This window comes from Serratia sp. CY32780, from assembly GCF_052169135.1.
GTDB classification, from domain to species: domain Bacteria; phylum Pseudomonadota; class Gammaproteobacteria; order Enterobacterales; family Enterobacteriaceae; genus Serratia; species Serratia sarumanii.
The window spans coordinates 642,111-658,818 of record NZ_JBJNLI010000001.1 but is presented as its reverse complement, the minus strand read 5'-3'; the positions used below and the strand labels follow the sequence as shown (position 1 = coordinate 658,818).

Below are 16,708 nucleotides of genomic sequence, written 5' to 3'. Positions count from 1 at the left end.
CCCTGTCTCTCTTATTGTACTGGAACGTCCTTGACTTCCGTTCTACCGCCAAAATCGTTGATATAACTGAAAGCAATCTTGTTGCCGACGCTGACGCCCGCCGGGATGCTGATCGATAAGCGATCTTTCGGGCTCACCATGTTGGCGTCCACATCCACGGTCTTGCCCGCGCTGTTTTTCAAATGCAGCGCCCCAAAGGTAATATGCAGCGGGCCATCGTTAATCACTTGCAGACGTGAACCTTCACGCTGCCAACGCAAGTTTTGTACTTGCTCGTCCAGCGTCGTTTTCAACGCCACCGGCCGGTAAAAAAGTTTGATTCGAGTACGCACCGCAACCTGCAGCACGTTTTCTTGCTTCGGCGCCGGCGGAATTTCCTGCACGTTAATCCACAGCAGGGTTTCTTTATCCTGAGGTAAGCCATTACCGGAATAGATAAAGCGCAGAACTGCAGTTTTGGCAGCGTCCAATTTCAGAATCGGTGGAACGACAACGACAGGCAGATTTTTCGGCACTTGGTTTCTGTCACCGGTGTCCAGCCAGGTCTGCACCATATAAGCTTCTGAAGCATCGTTATGAATCGGCAGAGAGGCGGATTTGTCGTCGCCTTTATAGATCACGCGAGTGGCATCTACCTGGATACCGGCGTAGCTGTTAAAGGTGCCCAGCATCAGCAGAGCAGCAAAGAACTTTTTCATCGGTTTCCTCTACGGGCCATCCTTGGCCGTGTGTGTCCTGAAAGACGATTATTTGTATTCGATAGTGAACGGGCTGGTGGCGTTAGCCAGACCTGCAGTTACGTTGCTGTCGAATGAACGGTAACGAGCCTGCAGGTTGAAGGTCGCTTTACCGTCAGCAGCGATGGTGACTTTCGCTACGTCGTCGTTGATGTTGGAACCGTCGCCGATAGCGAATGGCTTGCCGTTGTTATCGGTGATTTCGATACCCACGCCGGTAGCTGCAGCGCCAGTGCCGCCAACGTTGCTTACGGACAGCAGGTCTGGGTTGCCGGCAACGGTGTTACCGTCGAAACGCAGGCTGTAATCACCGGCATCACATTTTTCCAGAGAGATCTGGAAAGCTTTAGAAGCGGATTTAGAACCCACGGTTGGGAAAGCAGAAGTTGGGTAAGTACCCAGGTAAACTTCTTTATTCTGAGTATCGCTAGTTACCTGGCAGGTAGACTGTTTGATTTCACCGGTGAATTTAACAGTGCCGTTTGCTGCCATTGCGTTGGAAGCAGTTGCAGACAATACCAGGGCAGCCAAAGGCAATAATACTTTTTTCATTTCCAGCTCCATAGAACAATAAAATAATCGATTCAGTGGCGGGCTTATATATATTGCCGCCACTGAGCATACACTCAGCGATAGCACTCCCTTGCTGAAAAGGAGCGTTGCCTCGATGAACTCATTGCCGGACGAAATATAGACTAAGCATATTCTTAATGTTAAATCGTTTAAAACATTCATAAGGCCTCTCTTGATAGGAATAAACTATCGGCGAATACCTATCGATCGATGTTGACGATTCATATGAATAGGAATAATCTGTGTTTGGGAAAGCTGCAGAGTTCAAGATTTTGCATTAAGGCCTGAAAATCAGCATATTATCCCGAATATTTACATTTAGTAACATATTGCGACATTTGGACTTTGGCACGAATTACGCGTTAAATGGTCTGTCGACACGCTTCGGCCATTCTGGCGCTTTAAATAAGAAATTTACCAATAAACCTGGAGTAACTTTCTTTTTAATCATTTAAAATCAACAAGTTAAATATCAATCCAAGGATTGGGAAATGAGCGGTTCTTTCAGAGAGAAAAATAACGGCATTAATTATGTTTTTCAGCCAATGTTCGCGAAATCGGGACAATTGCTGGCCGTCGAATGTCTGTCTCGCTTTACGTTTAATAGCGAATACGCTCATTTTTCTCCTGAACAGTTCTTTCGCCACGCCGATAGCGCCACCCGGATTGAGATTTTGATGGATCAGATCAATCTGATCGATAAATACAAACACTGGTTTCATGAAAACCAAGTGATAGCCACTTTGAATGTTGACGATTATTCTCTGCAATCGCTGGCGAATACTCACTTTGCCGAAAGAATTAATGCCATGCGCTGTATTCATTTCGAGATCAGCGAGAATTCAACCCGGCTGGTGAAAGATCGCGTGCACGGCGATCCGTCATTGAATAGTTATTCATTTTGGCTCGATGATTTTGGTTCTGGCTATGCGGGTTTTTCCGCGTTGTACAACAGCCAGTTCCGCTTCGTTAAGCTCGACCGTTTTCTGCTCTGGGACTTCATGAAAAAGTCCGGCGGCGAGGGCTTGATGCGCGCATTACTGCGCTTCTTTTACCTTAATCATTACAAGGTAATTATCGAAGGAGTTGAAACTCCCGAACACAAGAAATGGCTGGATGAAATGCCATATTACGCACTGCAGGGAAAGCTGTGGAAGGAATCCAGCATCAAGGATTTGAACTCGCTTCTTACAGCTGAATACTTTTAACTCGGTATTGGTGTTTGCCCTATGTCTAAAAACAACGTTCTTGTGATTAGTGAGTGTAAGTACAGCTATGTTGGCCTGTCGGTGCTGCTGAAGAAACACTACGGCGCGTACGATATCCGCCTGTTTTCCGATTTCATGCACGGCGGCGCCAAAGCAGAGAAGATCACCAAGCACGATATCGCGCTGATTTTCACCTCGCAAAACCTGGAGCAGAGCGTTAACGTGATCGAAAGCCTGGTGTCCCTGCACCAGCAGTACAACAGCAAAACGCGCCTGTTGGTGTTCTACGACGACGAGCGCGTGGTGAAACTGCTGTCGATCCTGGGGATTTCTGTTGAGTTGGTCTCCACCCGCATTCCGCTTTATTCGCTGCAGGAAAAAATCCAGCGGCTGCTGGAAAGCAAGGAGCCGGGCGGCATCAGAGTGCAGAAAACCCGCGAGCTCAGCCCGGCGGAAAGCGACGTGATCTTCAATCTGCTGCGCGGCGACAGCCTGCTGCACATTGCGGAAAAGCGCGGCACGCACCCAAAAACCATCTTTTCGCAGAAATACAGCGCGATGAAAAAGCTGCGGCTGCGCAGCATGAGCACCATCTTCGTCGCCGGCAAATAAACATCCTGGCTTGTTGCGCGGTACGCCGCGCGGCAACCCGTCTCCCCTGCCGCCACGTTAAATTAATGTAACAACCGGCGACAAAGCAGCAACAGACACACAACATCTCCTCCTGTTGGCTACGATTCGCACACGGATTATCCGTGAGTCATGTCGTGTGGATTAAAATAAACATCAGGAGATGTTATGAAGTCGTCCTTATTCAGCCGCTATACCTGCTTTGTACTGAGCATCTTGCTCACCCTGGCTTTCTTGATCATGATGCACAACTATCCGTGGTTCTGGCTGCCGGCCCTGGCCTGCGGTTGCCTGATGGTGTTGGGTATCTACGATCTCACCCAGCACCACCACGCCATCTGCCGTAACTACCCGATCATCGGCCGCATGCGCTTCTTCTTCGAGTTCATCCGCCCGGAACTGCGCCAGTATTTCCTCGAGCAGGATAATGAAGAGATCCCGTTTTCGCGCACCCAGCGCACGCTGGTGTATCGCCGGGCGAAAAACGAGATGGGCGACAAACCGTTCGGCACCCTGCTGGACGTCTACCAAACCGGCTATGAGTGCATCGGCCACTCCATGCGGCCGGTGGAAGCCGCCGACCCGACCAGTTTCCGCATCACCATCGGCGGCGCCGACTGCCGCCAGCCCTACTCCGCGTCGATCTTCAACATTTCTGCCATGAGCTTCGGCGCGCTCTCCGCCAACGCCATTCGCGCGCTCAACCTCGGCGCGGCCAAGGGCAATTTCTACCACGACACCGGCGAGGGCAGCATCAGCCGCTATCACCGTGAAAACAACGGCGATCTGGTGTGGGAGCTGGGCAGCGGCTATTTCGGCTGCCGCACCGCCGACGGCCATTTCGATCCGCGGCGCTTTGCCGAACAGGCGCAAAGCCCGCAGGTGAAAATGATTGAAATCAAGCTCAGCCAGGGCGCCAAACCCGGCCACGGCGGCATTCTGCCGGCGAAGAAGGTGGATGCGGAAATCGCCGCCACCCGCGGCGTGCCGGAAGGCGTCGATTGCATCTCGCCGGCCTCGCACAGCGCCTTCACCACTCCGCTGGAAATGATGCATTTCATACAACAGCTGCGCGAGCTGTCAGGCGGCAAACCGGTCGGTTTCAAGCTGTGCATCGGCCACCCGTGGGAGTTCGTCGCCATCGTCAAGGCGATGCTGCACACCCGCATCCTGCCGGATTTCATCGTGGTGGACGGCAAGGAAGGCGGCACCGGCGCCGCGCCGCTTGAGCTTTCCAACTATATGGGCATGCCGCTGCGCGAAGGGCTGCTGTTCGTGCATAACACGCTGGTAGGCTGCGGCCTGCGCGACCAGATCAAGATAGGCGCCAGCGGCAAGATCATCAGCGCGTTCGACATCGCCAGCGTGCTGGTGCTCGGCGCCGATTGGGTGAACTCGGCGCGCGGCTTTATGTTCGCCGTCGGCTGCATCCAGTCGCAGAGCTGCCACACCAACCACTGCCCGACCGGCGTAGCGACGCAAGATCCGCTGCGGCAAAAGGCGCTGGTGGTGCCGAACAAGGCGGAACGCGTCTACCACTTCCATCAAAATACGGTGAAAGCGCTGGCGGACATGTTGGCGGCGGCCGGCGTCAGCCGCCCGGAGCAGCTGACCTCGCACCATATGCTGCGCCGCATCACGCCGACCGAGATCAAGGTATACGCCGATATCTATTACTACCTGGAGCCGGGCGCGCTGCTGCAGCCGGAGATCAAAAGCGAGTTCTACGCCCGCATGTGGCGCATGGCGACGCCCACCAGTTTCGATCAGGCGATCTCGCTGCCGGCGGCATGATGGGATAAGGAATAAAAAGAGAGTTGCCCCCTCGCCTTGGGGAAGAGCATATGGAGAGGGGTTGCTTGCTACGGCGGCCCTCCCCCTCAACGGCGAGAGGGCGTGTCGGTTACTGTTTGCGCACCGGCGCATCGCCGGCGACGTAATAGTCGGCGGTGCTGCGCGGCAGCGGCGCGCGCTGGCGAATGCGATCGGCTAACTTCTCGGCGATCATGATGGTGGTGGCGTTCAGGTTGCCGGTGATGATCAGCGGCATGATTGACGCATCCACCACCCGCAATCCTTCCATGCCGTGCACCCGGCCCTGCCCATCGACCACCGCCATCTCATCCTCGCCCATCTTGCACGAGCAGGACGGGTGGAAGGCGGTTTCGGCGTGCTCGCGCACGAAGGCGTCCAGCTGCTCGTCGGTCTGCACCTCCGGCCCCGGGCTTATCTCGCGGCCACGGTATTCGTCCAAAGCCGGCTGCGCCATGATCTCGCGCGTGATGCGAATAGCGTCGCGGAACTCCTGCCAATCCTGTTCGGTCGACATGTAGTTGAACAGAATGCTCGGGTGCTGGCGCGGATCTTTCGACTTCACCTGCACCCGGCCGCGGCTCGGCGAACGCATCGAGCCGACATGCGCCTGGAAGCCGTGCTCTTTCACCGCGTTGCTGCCGTTGTAGTTAATCGCCACCGGCAGGAAGTGATACTGAATGTTCGGCCAGGCGAATTCTGCGCGGCTGCGGATGAAGCCGCCGGCCTCGAACTGGTTGCTGGCGCCAACGCCGGTACCGTTGAACAGCCATTCCGCGCCGATCTTCGGCTGGTTGAACCATTGCAGCGCCGGGTACAGCGACACCGGTTTCTTACAGGCGTACTGCAGGTACATCTCCAGGTGATCCTGCAGGTTTTCCCCGACGCCCGGCAGATCGTGCACCACCTTGATATCCAGGCTGTTCAGCAGCGCCGCCGGGCCGACGCCCGAACGCTGCAGGATCTGCGGCGAGGCGATGGCGCCGGCGCACAGCAGCACTTCGCGCCGCGCTTTGGCGTGGGTCAGTTGATTGCTGTCGCCCTGCAAATAGTTGACGCCCACCGCACGCTTGCCGTCGAACACAATGTGGTCGGTCAGCGCATGGGTGACGATCTTCAGGTTCGGCCGCGAACGCGCCTGATCCAGATAGCCGCGGGCGGTGCTGGCGCGGCGCCCTTTCGGCGTCACGGTGCGATCCATCGGGCCGAAGCCTTCTTGTTGGTAACCGTTCAGATCGTCGGTGCGCGGGTAACCCGCCTGCACGCCGGCTTCCACCATGGCGTGGAACAGTTCGTTGTTACCGGCTTTCGGCGTGGTGACGCTCACCGGACCCTCGCCGCCGTGATAGTCGTTCGGGCCGATATCGCGGGTTTCCGCCTTGCGGAAATACGGCAGGCAGTCCAGATAGGTCCAGTCTTCCAGACCCGGCGCTTTGGCCCAGTTATCGAAGTCCATCGCGTTGCCGCGAATGTAACACATGCCGTTGATCAGGGACGAACCGCCCAGCCCTTTGCCGCGGCCGCATTCCATCCGGCGATTGTTCATGTGCGGCTCAGGATCGGTCTCATACGCCCAGTTATAGCGGCGGCCCTGCAGCGGAAACGCCAGCGCGGCCGGCATCTGGGTACGGAAATCCATCCGGTAATCCGGGCCGCCGGCTTCCAGCAGCAGGACGCTGACGTCGGCGTCCTCGGTCAATCGGGTGGCTAACACGTTGCCGGCGGAACCGGCACCGATAATGATGTAGTCAAATTCCATTCATTATCTCCTTACTTTATAGAGGCCTGGTCAGGCAAAGACGCGAAGCGCGACTCGGCAACAGGCTGTGTATTTTGGCTCTCTAGAGATTGTCGGCCGCAGCCAACGCGGCTGCGGCTCGAAAGACGGCGGGAAGATCAGAATACCGAGGCGTATTCGCCCAGCTCAACCTGCACCGATTTGATCTGGGTGTAGTGTTCCAGCGTAGTCAGGCCGTTCTCGCGGCCAACGCCGGACTGCTTGTAGCCGCCGACCGGCATTTCCGCCGCCGACTCGCCCCAGGTGTTGATCCAGCAAATGCCGGCTTCCAGTTGGTGGATCACGCGGTGCGCGCGCGCCAGATCGTTGGTCACCACGCCCGCGGCCAGGCCGAAGGTGGTATCGTTGGCGCGGCGCACCACTTCCTCTTCGCTCTGGTAGCTGAGAATGCTCATCACCGGCCCGAAGATCTCCTCGCGCACGATTTCCATGTCGTCGCGGCAGTCGCTGAATACCGTCGGCGCCACGTAAGCGCCCTTGCCGAATTCGCCGTGGGTGACGCGTTCGCCGCCGCACAGCAGGCGCGCGCCGCTGTTCTTGCCGCTTTCGATAAAGCGCAGCACCGATTCCATGTGCGCGAAGCTGACCAGCGGCCCGAAGTTGGTCTGCGGATCGGTCGGATCGCCGAGGCGAATGCGCTTCACGCGCTCGAGGATTTTCGCCTCAAACTGCGCCTGCAGCGCCGCCGGCACGAAGACGCGGGTGCCGTTGGTGCACACCTGGCCGGAGCTGTAGAAGTTGGCCATCATGGCGATATCGGCGGCGCGATCCAGATCGGCGTCGTCGAAGATAATCAGCGGCGACTTGCCGCCCAGCTCCATGGTGACTTCTTTCAGCGTCGACCCCGACGCGTTGGCCATCACCTTCTTGCCGGTTTTCACCCCGCCGGTGAAAGAGACTTTGGCGATGCCCGGATGGTCAGTCAGGTACTGCCCAACTTCCGCGCCGCTGCCGGTCACCACGTTGAAGACGCCGTCCGGCAGGCCGGCTTCGGTGTAAATTTCCGCCAGCTTCAACGCCGTCAACGAGGTGACTTCGCTCGGCTTGAAGATCATCGCATTGCCCGCCGCCAGCGCCGGCGCGGACTTCCACAGCGCGATTTGAATCGGGTAGTTCCAGGCGCCGATGCCGGCCACCACGCCCAGCGGTTCGCGGCGGGTGTAGACGAATGAGGTTTCGCGCAGCGGGATCTGTTCGCCTTCAATGGCCGGGATCAGGCCGGCGTAATACTCCAGCACGTCGGCGCCGGTGACGATGTCCACCGCGGTGGTTTCCGACATCGCTTTGCCGGTATCCAGCGTTTCCAGCGCCGCCAGCTCATCGTTGCGCTCGCGCAGAATATCCACCGCGCGGCGCAGGATGCGCGAACGCGCCATCGCCGTCATCGCCGCCCACACCTTCTGCCCGCTGGCCGCGCTGGCCACCGCACGATCGACGTCTTCAGCGCCGGCGGCCTGGACTTCCGCCAGAACTTCGCCGTTCGCCGGGTTGATGGCGTTGAAGGTTTTTCCAGCGGTGCTGTCTACATAGGCGCCATGAATATAGAGCTTCTGCAAGCCAAAACGGGACATAGGATCTCCTTGAGTTATCCTCCGGGCGGCGTCTGCCCCCGGAGTTGGAACGTGATGTATTCGGTCGTGAGCGCCAGCGCCTGCGCCTGATTGAACGCCGAGCCGCGCAGCGCGCTGCGCAGCCACAGTCCGTCGATCAGCGCCGCCAGCCCCTTGGCCGCCAACCGCGCCTGCGGCTGCGGCATGACGCGGCGAAACTCGGCGCACAGGTTGGAATAGAGCCGGCGGCCGTTCACCTGCTGCAGCCGGTTGAGCTGCGGTTGGTGCAGACTGCTGGCCCAAAAGGCCAGCCAGGTCTTCATCGCCGCGCTGTTGATCTGGCTGTCGTCGAAGTTGCCGGCGACGATCGCCTGCAGCCGCGCCGCCGGGCTGTTATCGGTCAGCGCCTGCAAACGCAGCTTCACCGCCTCGCCCAGATGGCTGATCAGATAGCGCATCGTGGCTTCCAGCAGGCCGTTCTTGTCCTTGAAATAATGGCTGATGATGCCGTTGGAAACGCCGGCCCGCCGCGCGATCTGCGCGATGGTGGCGTCATGCATTCCCACTTCGTTTACCGCGGCGAGCGTGGCATCAATCAACTGCTGCCTTCTGATTGGCTGCATTCCTACCTTTGGCATATTTCGACTCTCACAAAACCGACTTCGGCCTTATCTCAGCGGGCAAATTTCACTGCCGTTTCGCCCGTGATTCAGGTCATCATGGGGACTATTAAACTTTTTTTTGATTGAACGTTCAATAAAAATTGCATATATTTTATTGCCGCCTGGTTAAAAATTTGTACTATCTGGTTGTGGAACTGGCTGATTTTTGTGAGGTAATTAACGAATCTGACCAAAATCAGTGGCTGTAAGCGGTTCCCGCCGCGAAGCGCGCCGGCGCTTCGTTAACAGGCGAAAGCGGCGTTACTCAGGCCCTCCTGATGGGGTGGCCGCCGCCTTCATTCGCCCGTTTTCCGGCGGCGCCAACGCGCCCCGAAATGCGGAGCGGCACGATTTTACTCAGTTCAGAGGATGACGATGACAACACGCGAAACCTCCTCCAAACCGCAGCAGGACCGCCTCAACCCTGTGGTTTTCTTCACCTCGGCGGGGCTGATCCTGGCCTTCTCGCTGATGACCATCTTTTTCACCGACTTCTCCGGGCAGTGGATCACCCGCACGCTGAATTGGGTGTCGACCACCTTCGGTTGGTACTACCTGCTGGCGGCGACGCTGTACATCGTGTTCGTGGTGTTTATCGCCGCTTCGCGCTTCGGTTCGATCAAGCTCGGGCCGGAGCAGTCCAAGCCGGAGTTCAGCCTGATGAGCTGGGCGGCGATGCTGTTCGCCGCCGGCATCGGCATCGACCTGATGTTCTTCTCGGTCGCCGAGCCGGTGACCCAGTACATGATGCCGCCGGAAGGCGACGCGCAAACGCTGGAGGCCGCGCGCCAGGCGATGGTCTGGACGCTGTTCCACTACGGCCTGACCGGCTGGTCGATGTATGCGCTGATGGGCATCGCCCTCGGCTACTTCAGCTATCGCTACAATCTGCCGCTGACCATCCGCTCGGCGCTGTACCCGATCTTCGGTAAGCGCATCAATGGCCCGATCGGCCACAGCGTGGACATCGCCGCGGTGCTCGGCACCATCTTCGGCATCGCCACCACGCTGGGCATCGGCGTGGTGCAGCTCAACTACGGCCTCAAGGTGCTGTTCGAGATCCCGGAAAACCTGACGGTGCAGGGCTCGCTGATCCTGCTGTCGGTGATCATGGCCACCATCTCGGTCACCTCGGGCGTCAACAAGGGCATCCGCATCCTGTCCGAGCTGAACGTGCTGCTGGCGCTGGGCCTGATCCTGTTCGTGCTGTTCTTCGGCGACACCGAGTTCCTGCTCAATGCGCTGGTGCTCAACGTCGGCGATTACATCAACCGCTTTATGGGCATGACGCTCAACAGCTTCGCCTTCGATCGGCCGGTGGAGTGGATGAACAACTGGACGCTGTTCTTCTGGGCCTGGTGGGTGGCGTGGTCGCCGTTCGTCGGCCTGTTCCTGGCGCGCATCTCGCGCGGGCGCACCATTCGCCAGTTCGTGGTCGGCACGCTGATCATTCCGTTCGTGTTCACCCTGCTGTGGCTGTCAATCTTCGGCAACAGCGCGCTGTACCAGATCATTCACGGCAACGCCGAGTTTGCGCAGGAAGTGATGCAGTTCCCGGAGCGCGGCTTCTACAGCCTGCTGGCGCAATACCCCGGCTTCACCTTCAGCGCCTCGGTGGCCACCATCACCGGCCTGTTGTTCTACGTCACCTCGGCGGACTCCGGCTCGCTGGTGCTGGGCAACTTCACCTCGCGCCTGGCCGACATCAATAATGATGCGCCAAACTGGCTGCGGATTTTCTGGTCGGTGGCCATCGGCCTGCTGACCATCGGCATGCTGATGACCGATGGCGTGCCGGCGCTGCAGAAAACCACGGTGATCATGGGCCTGCCGTTCAGCTTCGTGATCTTCTTCGTGATGGCCGGGCTGTATAAATCGCTGCGGGTGGAAGACTACCGCAAGGCTAGCGCGCTCAGCACCCTGGCGCCGGTGCCGGTCTCCAGCCACGACGTGCTCAACTGGAAACAGCGCCTGTCGCGGGTGATGAACTACCCGGGCACCCAGTACACGCAGAAAATGTTGGATAAAGTCTGCCGCCCGGCAATGCAGGACGTGGCGCGCGAGCTGGAGCTGCGCGGCGCGAAAGTGGAGTTCAGTGAAGTGCCGCCGACCGAAGACGAGCGCCTGAACCACCTGGAGCTGCTGGTGCACCTGGGCGAGGAACAGAACTTCATCTATCAGATCTGGCCGATGCGCTACTCGGTGCCGGGCTTCACCTACCGCGCCCGCTCCGGCAAGTCGCACTACTACCGGCTGGAAACCTTCCTGATGGAAGGCACCCAGGGCAACGACCTGATGGACTACAGCAAGGAACAGGTGATTGGCGATATCCTCGACCAGTACGAGAAGCACCTGAACTTCCTGCACATTCATCGCGAAGCGCCGGGGGGCACCCTGACCTTCCCGGATATGTGACGGTCGATCAATAACCAGAGGGCGTAGCCAGGCTACGCCCTTTTTTATGCCTGCTCGGCCGGCAAATCGGCTTTCAGCAGCACCAGGGAACCGGCCAGCAACACCAGATCCTTGATCAAAAAGCTGGTGGCGCCGGCCATGGCCGGAAAACCGCCGGCGGAAGGCTCCCAGGCACCCGGCGTGGAAAATATCAGCGTCAGCGTGGTCAGGTAGGTCACCGTCGAACCGATCGCCCCCAGCAACCCCAGCCGCCGCGACCAGAATCCCGCCAGCAGCAGCAAACCGAAGCTCCACTCAGCGACGCCCAGCGCATAGCTGGCGCCGCGGATGCCGAACGCCTGATGCATCCAGCTCAGCAGCGGGCTGTTGCCGATCAGCGGCACCAGCCCCTGCGCCTCGTAATCAAACCATTTGGCGTAGCCGAAGGCGGCGAAGATCACCACCAGCGCCGCGCGCATAAAGATAACGTCCCCGTTCGAGCGCTGAAAGCGCCGCAGCCATGTCGCCAGCATCATCCTCTCTCCTTATGTTGCCCACGGCCACCGCGGATCGCCCGCTGGCGGCCGCGGAGTGCGGCGGCTTAGTGCCCCATCGCGTCCTTCTTCATTTCGTCTTTCTTCATGCCGTCTTTGGCCATACCGTCTTTCGCCATGCCATCCTTTTTCATGGCGTCTTTGCCCATCTTGTCTTTCTTCATGCACTCCTTGCCCATGCACTCTTTCTTCATCCCATCTTTCGCCATGCCGTCGTGCGACATCTGGCTCATGCCGTCCTTTTCCATCGCGTCTTTGCTCATGCCATCAGCGGCGTTGGCGCCGGCTACGCCCAGCATCAGCGCGCTGCACATCATCATTGCGAATAACTTTTTCATGGTATTTCCTTCCGTCATGTCAAAGGCACCGGAGTGCCGGAGAATGGCCGGCGGCCGCCTCAGCTGCCGCCAAACCAGTTGTAGCCCTGGTCTTCCCAGTAACCGCCCGGGAAGCGGTTGGTGACCTCGATCACCTGAATGTGTTTTGGGTTCTTGTAACCCAGCTTGGTCGGCATGCGCAGCTTCATCGGGTAGCCGTACTTGCGCGGCAAGATCTGGCCGTCATAAGTCAGCGCGATAATCGTCTGCGGATGCAGCGCGGTGGCCATGTCGATGCTGGTGTAGTAGTCGTCGGCGCATTTGAAGCTGACGTAGCGGGCGCTCAGATCCGCGCCAATCACCTTGAGAAAGGTCGCGAACGGCACGCCGCCCCACTTGCCGATGGCGCTCCAGCCCTCGACACAGATATGGCGCGTCACCTGGCTGACCTGCGCCATCCGGTGCAGCTGCGGCAGGCTCCAGGCGCGTTTGTCCTGCACCAGTCCCGCCACCTCCAGCCGGTAGTCGTCGCCGTTGATGTCCGGCGCGTCCTCCTCGGCGTAGAAAGCGTTGAACGGAAACGGCCGGGTGATCATCGATTCCGGGTAGACCGGCGCCAGGCGCTCGCCGTCGAACAGCCAGCCCTGCACCCGATCGTTGAAGCGCGACATGCGGCTAAGTGCCTGTTCGACGTTGGCGTTGTCGCTGAGATCGCAGCCGGTGAGCATGGCGATGCCGCCCAGCGTCAGGCCATTGCGCAGAAAGCGGCGGCGGGATGACGCGCTCAACAGCCGCTGCGCTTCTTTGACGATCGCCTGCCCTTCATCGATCGTCATGATCTGTTTATCCTTTTCCATTATTCACTCCTTAGCGTCCGCGCAGCATGGCCAGCAGCGTGCGCGGCACCAGCGCCACCATCACCAGGTGAATCGCGACGAAGGCCACCAGCGCCGACATGGCGAAAAAGTGGATATAGCGCGCCGCCTCATAGCCGCCGAGCAGCGTGCGCAGCAGCGGAAACTGCACCGATTTCCACAGCACCAGCCCGGACAGCGCGCTCATCACGCCGAGGATCATCACCGACAGATAGGCCACGCGCTGCACCATGTTGTAGTGGCGCAGGTCGGCGTGTTGCAGCCTGCCGCGCAGCGCGGCGCCTATATCGGCGAGAAACTGCCGTGGGCTGAGCGGCCAATATTTGCGTTTGAAACGCCCGCTGGCCAGGTTGATCAGCAGGTAGCACAGCCCGTTGACGCCGAACAGCCACATGCCGGCGAAGTGCCACTGCAGCGCGCCGCCCAGCCAGCCGCCGAGCGTCAGCTCATTGAGAAAGCTGAAGTTGAACAGCGGCGAGGCGTTGTAGATGCGCCAGCCGCTGGTCACCATGATCAGCATCGCCAGCGCATTCAGCCAGTGCGTCAACCGCAGCCACAGCGGATGCACCGTCTGTCGTTGTTCCGGGGTGAGAGTGAGGTTCATGCGAACTCCTGGCGACCAATGAGGCGATGAGCCGAGTATTCCCCGGATTTGTTCCCCAAGACCTCACACAAAGTTAAATAAAATGTGATAACTCCGCCGGTGGGGGTTGTGTAGACTTCGGAGAGAAACGGGCAATCAGCGGTAATGAGAATGGACAAGCCAAAACGAATTTTGATCGTCGAGGACGACGGCGACATCGCCGAACTGCTGCAGCTGCATCTGCGCGACGAGGGTTACGCCATCAGCCACGCCGCCGACGGCAACCGGGGCATGGCGATGCTGGAACAGGGCGGCTGGGACGCCCTCATCCTCGATCTGATGCTGCCGGGCGTGGACGGATTGGAAATTTGCCGCCGGGCGCGCACCATGACGCGCTACACGCCGATCATCATCATCAGCGCGCGCTCCAGCGAGGTACACCGCGTGCTGGGGCTGGAACTGGGCGCCGACGACTATCTGGCCAAGCCCTTCTCCATGCTGGAGCTGGTGGCACGGGTCAAGGCGCTGTTCCGCCGCCAGGAAGCGATGAGCCGCAACCTGCGCATGGACGCCGGCGTGCTCAGTTTCAACGATCTGACCATCGATCCCATCGCCCGCGAAGTGCACCTGCACCAGCAGCCGGTCGAGCTGACGCCGCGCGAATTCGACCTGCTGTACTTTTTCGCCCGCCACCCGGGCCAGGTGTTCTCGCGCCTGAGCCTGTTGAATCAGGTCTGGGGCTATCAGCACGAGGGGTATGAGCACACCGTCAACACCCATATCAACCGGCTGCGCATCAAGATAGAGCGCAACCCGGCGGAACCCGAGCGCATCCTCACGGTGTGGGGCATGGGCTATAAATTCGCGGCCGCGCCGCAAGAGTGAGCCATGAAAAACCTTACGTTAGCGCAACGCCTCACGCTGATCTTCGCGCTGCTGATCGTCATCGGCTGCGCCTTTTCCGGCTGGATGCAGGTGCGCAGCAGCACCCAATATAGCCAGGCAGTGATCCAGCGCCTGTCCGGCAACCTGGCGCAGCATATTGCCGACAGCAACCCGCTGCTGGGGGTGAACGGGCCGGATCCGCAGGCGGTGCATACCCTGTTCGATCAGCTGATGGCGGTGAATCCCAGCGTTGAGGTTTACCTGCTCGACAAACAGGGCACGATTATCGGCAACGCCGCGCCGGCCGGGCATCTGAAGCGGCAGCGGGTCGCGCTGCCGCCGCTGCAGGCGCTGCTCGGTGGCGCGCCGATGCCGGTGTATGGCGACGATCCGCGCAGCGCGGACGGGCGCAAGGTGTTCAGCGTCGCGCCGCTAAAGGTTGATGGCCGGATCGAAGGCTATCTGTACGTGGTGCTGCTCGGCGAAGAGTACACGGCGCTGGCCAGCAACGCCCAGTTCAACTCGGCGGTCAGGATGGCGCTGTGGACCTCCGGGCTGATGGTGCTGTTCAGCCTGCTGGCCGGCGGTTTGGCGTTTTATTGGGTGACGCGCCCTATCCGTCGCCTGACCCGGCAGGTCAGCGCGCTGGACAGCGGCGGCATCGAGGCGGTGCAGGCCTACGCATCGCTGCCGGCGGTCAGGGCCGGGCGCGACGAAGTCAGCCAGCTGCAGCAGGCCTTCCACCGCATGGCGCAGCGCCTTGCCGAACAGTGGCAAACGCTGGCGCAGCAGGATCGGCTGCGGCGCGAGTTCATCGCCAACGTCTCGCACGATCTGCGCACCCCGCTCACCTCGCTGCACGGCTATCTGGAGACGCTGTCGGTCAAAGCCGCCACCCTGAGCGAAGCCGATCGGCAGCGCTACCTGGAGATCGCGCTGGCGCAGAGCCGCAAGGTGGGCAAGCTGGCGCAGGAGCTGTTCGAGCTGGCGCGGCTGGAGTATGGCGTGGTGAAACCGCAGAAAGAGCCCTTCTCCCTCAGCGAGCTGTTGCAGGACGTGTTCCAAAAGTTCGAGCTGGCGGCGGAGGCGCGCAACCAGCGGCTGCACGCCGACATCGCCCCCGGCATTCCGCCGGTGTTCGCCGATCTCAGCATGATTGAGCGGGTGCTGACCAACCTGTTGGACAACGCCATTCGCCATACGCCGCCCGGCGGCGACATCGGCGTGCGGCTGTGGCGGCAGGACGATCGGGTGATGGTGCAGGTCAGCGACAGCGGCCCCGGTATTCCGCAGACGCTGCGCGCCGATCTGTTCGTGCGCCCGTCTGTCCTGAGCGGCGCCCGGCGCCCTTCCGGCGGGCTGGGGTTGATGATCGTGCGGCGCATTTTGCAGCTGCACGACAGCGATATTCAGCTGATCGAACAAGCGCAAAGCGGTGCCTGTTTCCGGTTTGCCATTCCGCCACGTTAATCGAGGCAGCTGCGATCGACGCTGATAAATTTGTCGTTATAGATAATGAATTTCTGCCCCTTCAGCCGAATACCGGCATGGGTCAGCGTATCGCCGGGGCGCAGGTATTCGGTGACGCCCTCTTCATCCGTGCTGTTGCAGCCCGGCTTGAGCAGGAACTTGAAGTAGGTGTTGCCGGTGTTGGTGAGCGTACCGCGCTGGGTATCGAGCCGATAGGCAAAGTTTACCTGACGCGGGCGCACCACCAGAATGGTGTCCATCACCACGATCGGCTCCAGGTTGACCCCGGCGCCCCGACGCGGCCCCGGCTCGAACAATCGGGTCGGCACTTCGCGAAATGACACCCGGTAATAACGCTCGCGATTATCCTGCGGCCCGCGGTAGAAAAACTTGTAGTACTCCGCCTGCCCGGCCTGCAGAGTCAGCTGGCGCGGCGCGAACAGCAGTTCGCCATCCGCCGGCCGGCTGCGCACCTCGCGCTCTCCCGGCCGATCGATGGCGCGAATGCTCACCTGATACAGGCGCGCGCTGCGGTTGTTATTCAACACCCGCTTGGCGGTGAATGAGCGATCCTGATCCATGGCAAACGTCAGGGTGCCGACATTGATTGCAGCGGCGGTAAAGGGGAAGGACAAACACAGCAACCCTATCAGCATAAGT

16 protein-coding genes are annotated in these 16,708 nt (G+C 59.7%); 6 read left to right on the top strand and 10 right to left on the bottom strand.

From position 1 onward, the window contains the following. Positions 1–11: 11 nt before the first annotated feature. Together ACJ8HH_RS03305 and ACJ8HH_RS03300 are read right to left on the bottom strand one after the other, a co-directional pair. A complete protein-coding gene (locus tag ACJ8HH_RS03305) occupies positions 12–698 on the bottom strand; it encodes a fimbrial biogenesis chaperone (RefSeq protein WP_033646826.1) in 687 nt (228 codons plus the stop codon). Positions 699–746: 48 nt separating this feature from the next. After that, positions 747–1,289, bottom strand: coding sequence for a fimbrial protein (locus tag ACJ8HH_RS03300; RefSeq protein ID WP_033647475.1), 543 nt, complete (start codon positions 1,287–1,289; stop codon positions 747–749). Positions 1,290–1,801: 512 nt separating this feature from the next. Between ACJ8HH_RS03300 and ACJ8HH_RS03295 the strand changes: the two genes are divergently transcribed. The 3 genes from ACJ8HH_RS03295 to ACJ8HH_RS03285 all read left to right on the top strand — a co-directional run bounded on the left by ACJ8HH_RS03295 (position 1,802) and on the right by ACJ8HH_RS03285 (position 4,942). Further along, positions 1,802–2,518: an EAL domain-containing protein gene (locus tag ACJ8HH_RS03295; protein WP_033637688.1), complete on the top strand. Its 717-nt coding sequence runs from the start codon at positions 1,802–1,804 to the stop codon at positions 2,516–2,518. A 21-nt stretch (positions 2,519–2,539) separates the two neighbouring features. Then, positions 2,540–3,130 carry a LuxR family transcriptional regulator gene (locus ACJ8HH_RS03290; RefSeq protein WP_004939094.1) on the top strand — a complete coding sequence of 197 codons (591 nt, stop codon included), beginning with the start codon at positions 2,540–2,542 and terminating at the stop codon, positions 3,128–3,130. Between the two features lie 186 nt (positions 3,131–3,316). Further along, the gene (locus ACJ8HH_RS03285) at positions 3,317–4,942 is read left to right on the top strand and encodes an FMN-binding glutamate synthase family protein (RefSeq protein ID WP_060451421.1); all 1,626 of its coding nucleotides are present in this window, start codon (positions 3,317–3,319) and stop codon (positions 4,940–4,942) included. A 109-nt stretch (positions 4,943–5,051) separates the two neighbouring features. Here ACJ8HH_RS03285 and betA read toward each other — a convergent pair whose 3' ends face one another. The 3 genes from betA to betI all read right to left on the bottom strand — a co-directional run bounded on the left by betA (position 5,052) and on the right by betI (position 8,946). Further along, entirely contained in the window at positions 5,052–6,719 is a 1,668-nt protein-coding gene (gene betA, locus ACJ8HH_RS03280; RefSeq protein WP_033646828.1) for a choline dehydrogenase, read from the bottom strand. A 137-nt stretch (positions 6,720–6,856) separates the two neighbouring features. Then, positions 6,857–8,329: a betaine-aldehyde dehydrogenase gene (gene betB, locus ACJ8HH_RS03275; protein WP_033653381.1), complete on the bottom strand. Its 1,473-nt coding sequence runs from the start codon at positions 8,327–8,329 to the stop codon at positions 6,857–6,859. A gap of 14 nt (positions 8,330–8,343) precedes the next feature. After that, entirely contained in the window at positions 8,344–8,946 is a 603-nt protein-coding gene (gene betI, locus ACJ8HH_RS03270) for a transcriptional regulator BetI (protein ID WP_004939107.1), read from the bottom strand. Between the two features lie 399 nt (positions 8,947–9,345). On the opposite strand from betI, the gene ACJ8HH_RS03265 reads away from it, so the two are divergent. Continuing rightward, positions 9,346–11,385 carry a choline transporter gene (locus ACJ8HH_RS03265; protein WP_033653535.1) on the top strand — a complete coding sequence of 680 codons (2,040 nt, stop codon included), beginning with the start codon at positions 9,346–9,348 and terminating at the stop codon, positions 11,383–11,385. 44 nt (positions 11,386–11,429) lie between these two features. On the opposite strand, the gene ACJ8HH_RS03260 is transcribed toward ACJ8HH_RS03265, so the two are convergent. The 4 genes from ACJ8HH_RS03260 to ACJ8HH_RS03245 all read right to left on the bottom strand — a co-directional run bounded on the left by ACJ8HH_RS03260 (position 11,430) and on the right by ACJ8HH_RS03245 (position 13,714). Next, entirely contained in the window at positions 11,430–11,900 is a 471-nt protein-coding gene (locus ACJ8HH_RS03260; RefSeq protein WP_033637683.1) for a YkgB family protein, read from the bottom strand. 65 nt (positions 11,901–11,965) lie between these two features. After that, positions 11,966–12,256 carry a pentapeptide MXKDX repeat protein gene (locus ACJ8HH_RS03255; RefSeq protein ID WP_039566869.1) on the bottom strand — a complete coding sequence of 97 codons (291 nt, stop codon included), beginning with the start codon at positions 12,254–12,256 and terminating at the stop codon, positions 11,966–11,968. 59 nt (positions 12,257–12,315) lie between these two features. Then, positions 12,316–13,092 carry a molybdopterin-dependent oxidoreductase gene (locus ACJ8HH_RS03250; RefSeq protein ID WP_039566870.1) on the bottom strand — a complete coding sequence of 259 codons (777 nt, stop codon included), beginning with the start codon at positions 13,090–13,092 and terminating at the stop codon, positions 12,316–12,318. Positions 13,093–13,102: 10 nt separating this feature from the next. Then, positions 13,103–13,714, bottom strand: a complete 612-nt coding sequence (locus ACJ8HH_RS03245; protein WP_041034142.1) for a cytochrome b/b6 domain-containing protein — start codon at positions 13,712–13,714, stop codon at positions 13,103–13,105. A 150-nt stretch (positions 13,715–13,864) separates the two neighbouring features. On the opposite strand from ACJ8HH_RS03245, the gene ACJ8HH_RS03240 reads away from it, so the two are divergent. After that, positions 13,865–14,578: a response regulator transcription factor gene (locus ACJ8HH_RS03240; protein WP_041034140.1), complete on the top strand. Its 714-nt coding sequence runs from the start codon at positions 13,865–13,867 to the stop codon at positions 14,576–14,578. A gap of 3 nt (positions 14,579–14,581) precedes the next feature. After that, positions 14,582–16,048: a sensor histidine kinase gene (locus ACJ8HH_RS03235; protein WP_033646836.1), complete on the top strand. Its 1,467-nt coding sequence runs from the start codon at positions 14,582–14,584 to the stop codon at positions 16,046–16,048. On the opposite strand, the gene ACJ8HH_RS03230 is transcribed toward ACJ8HH_RS03235, so the two are convergent. Continuing rightward, entirely contained in the window at positions 16,045–16,704 is a 660-nt protein-coding gene (locus ACJ8HH_RS03230) for a fimbria/pilus periplasmic chaperone (protein ID WP_049233507.1), read from the bottom strand. The two genes, ACJ8HH_RS03235 and ACJ8HH_RS03230, sit on opposite strands and share 4 nt — an antisense overlap. Positions 16,705–16,708 lie beyond the last annotated feature (4 nt).